Source organism: Cedecea sp. (assembly GCF_036500665.1).
In the GTDB taxonomy this organism is placed as follows: domain Bacteria; phylum Pseudomonadota; class Gammaproteobacteria; order Enterobacterales; family Enterobacteriaceae; genus Cedecea.
Map to the genome: position 1 here is coordinate 1 of NZ_DASYBS010000117.1, position 4,535 is coordinate 4,535.

At 55.4% G+C, this 4,535-nt stretch carries 4 protein-coding genes; 2 read left to right on the plus strand and 2 right to left on the minus strand.

What is annotated here, in order from left to right:
- The first annotated feature begins 162 nt into the window (after positions 1–162).
- Positions 163–435, plus strand: a complete 273-nt coding sequence (hupA, locus tag VGM55_RS20150; protein WP_002884342.1) for a nucleoid-associated protein HU-alpha — start codon at positions 163–165, stop codon at positions 433–435.
- A 14-nt stretch (positions 436–449) separates the two neighbouring features.
- Entirely contained in the window at positions 450–1,142 is a 693-nt protein-coding gene (locus tag VGM55_RS20155) for a DUF1481 domain-containing protein (protein ID WP_331636454.1), read from the plus strand.
- A gap of 44 nt (positions 1,143–1,186) precedes the next feature.
- On the opposite strand, the gene purD is transcribed toward VGM55_RS20155, so the two are convergent.
- Together purD and purH are read right to left on the minus strand one after the other, a co-directional pair.
- Positions 1,187–2,479 (minus strand): phosphoribosylamine--glycine ligase, encoded by a 1,293-nt coding sequence (gene purD, locus VGM55_RS20160; protein WP_154189508.1) that lies wholly within the window; start codon positions 2,477–2,479, stop codon positions 1,187–1,189.
- 18 nt (positions 2,480–2,497) lie between these two features.
- Positions 2,498–4,087, minus strand: a complete 1,590-nt coding sequence (purH, locus tag VGM55_RS20165) for a bifunctional phosphoribosylaminoimidazolecarboxamide formyltransferase/IMP cyclohydrolase (RefSeq protein ID WP_154189507.1) — start codon at positions 4,085–4,087, stop codon at positions 2,498–2,500.
- Positions 4,088–4,535 lie beyond the last annotated feature (448 nt).

The following is a 4,535-nucleotide window of genomic DNA, read 5'->3' on the forward strand; positions in this document are numbered from 1 at the left end:
TGATTTGTCCTCCCTGGAGGCTTCCAATTAACCCCCCGTCTGGTCTACATTTGTGGGGCGAATAAAAGTGGCTATCGGTGCGTGTATGCAGGAGAGTGCTTTTTAGGCATTTCCGTCGCACTCGATGCTTAGCAAGCGATAAACACATTGTAAGGATAACTTATGAACAAGACTCAACTGATTGATGTAATTGCTGACAAGGCTGACCTGTCTAAAGCACAGGCTAAAGCTGCTCTGGAATCCACTCTGGCTGCAATTACTGAGTCTCTGAAAGAAGGTGATGCTGTACAACTGGTTGGTTTCGGTACCTTCAAAGTGAACCACCGTGCTGAGCGCACTGGCCGCAACCCGCAGACCGGTAAAGAAATCAAAATTGCTGCTGCTAACGTGCCGGCATTTGTTTCTGGTAAAGCACTGAAAGACGCGGTTAAGTAAGTTAACGCGTGTCGGTGAACAGTTTTAACAGAGGGGCGTTTACGCCCCTTTTGTCCGTCTGGCGCCCGCTACTGGCGCTGGCGGGTGTACTGGCGCTCACGGCTTGCAGCAGTAACAAACTCCCTCCTTTTACCGCTACCGGCTATGTTGCCGATCAGGGCGTAGTGCGCATCTGGCGTAAAGACAATGCCGATGAGTCTACCCATATCCTTACCGCGTTTAGCCCGTGGCAGCACGGCGCCACCACCACCGGTGAATACCGCTGGCAGGGTGACAAACTGACTTTTATCGAACTCAATATTCAGGGCAAGCAGCCGGAGCATGTCAAAGTCCGCTTTGATGACCACGGTGAACTGAGCTTTATGCAGCGGGAAGTGAATAGCCAGAAGCAGCAGCTTTCTAACGATCAGGTGGCTTTGTACCAGTTCAACGCCAATCGTATTCGTGAGACCAGCGAAGCGCTGCGCATCGGCCACGTTGTGTTGCGGCAGGGGCGCTGGCACCAGAACGGCACGGTAACCACCTGCGAAGGCGAAACGTTATCACCAAAGCTTGATAGCGCCTCCCTGAGCCATATAGCGCGCCGCCAGAGCAACTCATCTCTCGATGTCAGTATTGCCTGGCTGGAAGCGCCGGAAGGTTCGCAGCTGCTGCTGGTGGCAAACCAGGACTTCTGCAGCTGGCAGCCTAAGCCGGGCGACTTCTAGGCAAAAAAACCGCCACGAGGGCGGTTTAGTCTGTGCTGTCTATATTACTTCGTGTTTTCACGCGCAATGGCACGATAACCGATATCCGAGCGGCTGAAGCTGCCATCCCAGTGAATATCCTTTTTCAGCTCCAGCGCGCGCTGTTGAGCTTTGGCAACCGTCTCGCCTAGCGCTGTCACGCATAACACGCGTCCGCCGTTTGTGAGCACCTGGTCGTCTTCGCTGAGCGTAGTGCCGGCATGGAAGACCTTGCCGTCGGCCACTTCTTCCAGCGGCAGACCGTGGATAACGTCGCCGTTGCGATAATCAGCCGGATAACCACCCGCCGCCAGCACGATGCCCAGTGCCGGACGCTCGTCCCACGTAGAGTCTTTCTCATCAAGCTTGCCGTCACAGGCGGCGAGGCACAGCTCGACCAGGTCTGACTGCAGGCGCAGCATGATTGGCTGCGTTTCCGGATCGCCAAAGCGGCAATTGAACTCAATCACCTTCGGATTACCCTGCTTATCGATCATCAACCCGGCGTACAGGAAGCCGGTGTAGGTGTTCCCCTCGGCAGCCATTCCGCGCACGGTCGGCCAAATCACGCGTTCCATGGTGCGCTGATGAACTTCATCCGTAACAACCGGAGCCGGGGAGTAAGCACCCATCCCGCCGGTGTTCGGGCCCGTATCGCCGTCGCCAACTCGCTTATGATCCTGGCTGGTGGCCATCGGCAGGACGTGCTCGCCGTCAACCATCACGATAAAGCTGGCTTCTTCGCCGTCGAGGAACTCTTCAATAACAATGCGGTGGCCCGCATCGCCAAACGCGTTCCCGGCCAGCATATCATTCACGGCGGCTTCCGCTTCTTCCAGCGTCATCGCCACAATAACGCCTTTGCCCGCGGCCAGGCCGTCGGCCTTAATCACGATTGGCGCACCTTTCTCACGCAGGTAAGCCAGCGCAGGCTCAACGTCGGTAAAGTTCTGGTATTCCGCCGTCGGGATGTTATGGCGCGCCAGGAAATCTTTGGTGAACGCCTTTGAGCCTTCCAGCTGTGCGGCGCCTTCGGTTGGGCCAAAGATTTTCAACCCTGCGGCGCGGAATGCATCCACGACGCCAATCACCAGCGGCGCTTCCGGGCCGACGATGGTTAAGTCAATTTTTTCATTCTGGGCAAAACTCAGTAGAGCCGGAATATCCGTGGCGCCGATGGTGACATTCTGCAACGTAGGTTCCAGCGCGGTGCCCGCGTTGCCTGGCGCAACAAACACCGTGCGCACTAATGGAGACTGGGCGGCTTTCCAGGCCAGCGCGTGTTCGCGCCCGCCGTTACCAATAACTAAAACTTTCATCTATAAACGCTCCGGTAATTAATGGCGGAAGTGGCGCATATCGGTGAAGATCATCGCGATCCCATGCTCGTCGGCGGCGGCAATGACTTCATCGTCACGGATTGAACCGCCCGGCTGGATAACGCAGCTCACGCCAGCTTCAGCCGCAGCATCAATCCCATCGCGGAACGGGAAGAAGGCGTCAGAGGCCATGGCGGAACCTTTCACTTCCAGGCCTTCATCACTGGCTTTGATGCCGGCAATTTTGGCGGAGTAAACGCGGCTCATCTGGCCAGCGCCTATGCCGATGGTCATATTGTCACGGGCGTAGACAATGGCGTTGGATTTAACGAACTTCGCGACCTTCCAGCAGAATAGGGCGTCATGCAGTTCTTGCTCGGTCGGCTGGCGTTTAGTGACAACGCGCAGATCGCCTGCGGTCACCATACCCAGATCGCGATCCTGAACCAGCAGGCCGCCGTTCACACGTTTAAAGTCGAGGCCAGCCGTGCGTTTCTGCCATTGGCCACAAACCAGAACGCGGACGTTTTGCTTGGCTGCGGTTATCTTCAGCGCTTCTTCGCTGGCGGAAGGGGCGATGATCACTTCGACGAACTGGCGGGAAATAATCGCCTGTGCGGTTTCAGCATCCAGCTCGCGGTTGAAGGCGATGATGCCGCCGAAGGCAGACGTTGGATCGGTTTTATAAGCCAGGTTGTAGGCTTCAAGCACTGAACCGCTAACGGCAACGCCGCAAGGGTTGGCATGCTTAACGATAACGCAGGCAGGTTCCTCGAACTCTTTCACGCACTCCAGCGCCGCGTCGGTATCCGCGATGTTGTTATAGGAGAGCGCTTTACCCTGCACTTGGGTCGCGGTAGCCACGGACGCTTCTTTAATTTCTTCTTCTATATAGAAGGCGGCCTGCTGATGACTGTTTTCACCGTAGCGCATATCTTGCTTCTTAATGAAGTTCAGGTTCAGCGTGCGCGGGAAGCGGCCGGCAGGATCTTTGCTCTCGCCGTGGTAAGCAGGCACCAGGCTGCCGAAGTAGTTGGCGATCATGCTGTCGTAGGCGGCGGTATGCTCAAAAGCTTTGATCGCCAGATCGAAGCGGGTCTCCAGCGTCAGCGATCCTTCATTAGCATCCAGCTCGGCAAGGATCGTCGGGTAGTCACTGCTTTTTACTACGATCGTCACATCTTTATGGTTCTTGGCGGCGGAGCGAACCATGGTTGGGCCACCGATATCGATGTTCTCGACAGCATCTTCTAAAGAGCAGCCTTCACGAGCAACGGTCTGGGCAAACGGATAAAGGTTAACGACGACCATATCAATAGGAGAGATGGCGTGTTCCGCCATGATGGCATCGTCCTGACCGCGACGGCCCAGAATGCCGCCGTGAACTTTCGGGTGCAGCGTTTTGACGCGTCCGTCCATCATCTCCGGGAAACCGGTGTAGTCGGAGACTTCGGTTACCGGCAGGTTTGCTTCTGCCAGCAGGCGGGCGGTTCCGCCGGTGGACAGCAGCTCCACTCCACGTTGGGAGAGGGCCTGAGCGAATTCGACGATACCGGCTTTGTCAGAAACACTGAGCAGTGCGCGGCGTACAGGACGACGTTGTGACATGGTTTTATCCCTTGGCTTTGGTTCGCATATAGAAGAGCGTTAGCTGAATTTTAGTCTTCACCTTCGTTCTGGCGGCGCAGAAAAGGGAAAATAAGGAAAAGAAGAGACGAAAACTCAGCTAACGCCCCCATCGGGGGTGTCCATTTTATCGCGGTGCATTGTAGCGAAAACGTTTGCGTCGCGCTCGCGAATTTTAAGTTCAAATCCGGATTGTGGATAAGTCTGTGTGCAAATGGGTATAAGGCGGGGTTTTGCTGTGGAATGCAGCAGTCAGTCATTTTTCTGTCATTTTAGTGTTGCAGCGCCGGGAGAACTCCCTATAATGCGCCTCCATCGACACGGAACATGTGAACAACATCACAGAGTAACGGCGGCGATGAGAGTGAAAAATCCTGAAATTAAGGGTTGACTCTGAAAGAGGAAAGCGTAATATACGCCACCTCGAGTT

What these genes read in the sequence shown, in the direction of transcription:
- hupA (WP_002884342.1), top strand. Translation starts at nt 163, where the DNA reads ATGAACAAGACTCAACTGATTGATGTAATTGCTGACAAGGCTGACCTG.
- purD (WP_154189508.1), bottom strand. Translation starts at nt 2,479, where the DNA reads ATGAAAGTTTTAGTTATTGGTAACGGCGGGCGCGAACACGCGCTGGCC.
- purH (WP_154189507.1), bottom strand. Translation starts at nt 4,087, where the DNA reads ATGTCACAACGTCGTCCTGTACGCCGCGCACTGCTCAGTGTTTCTGAC.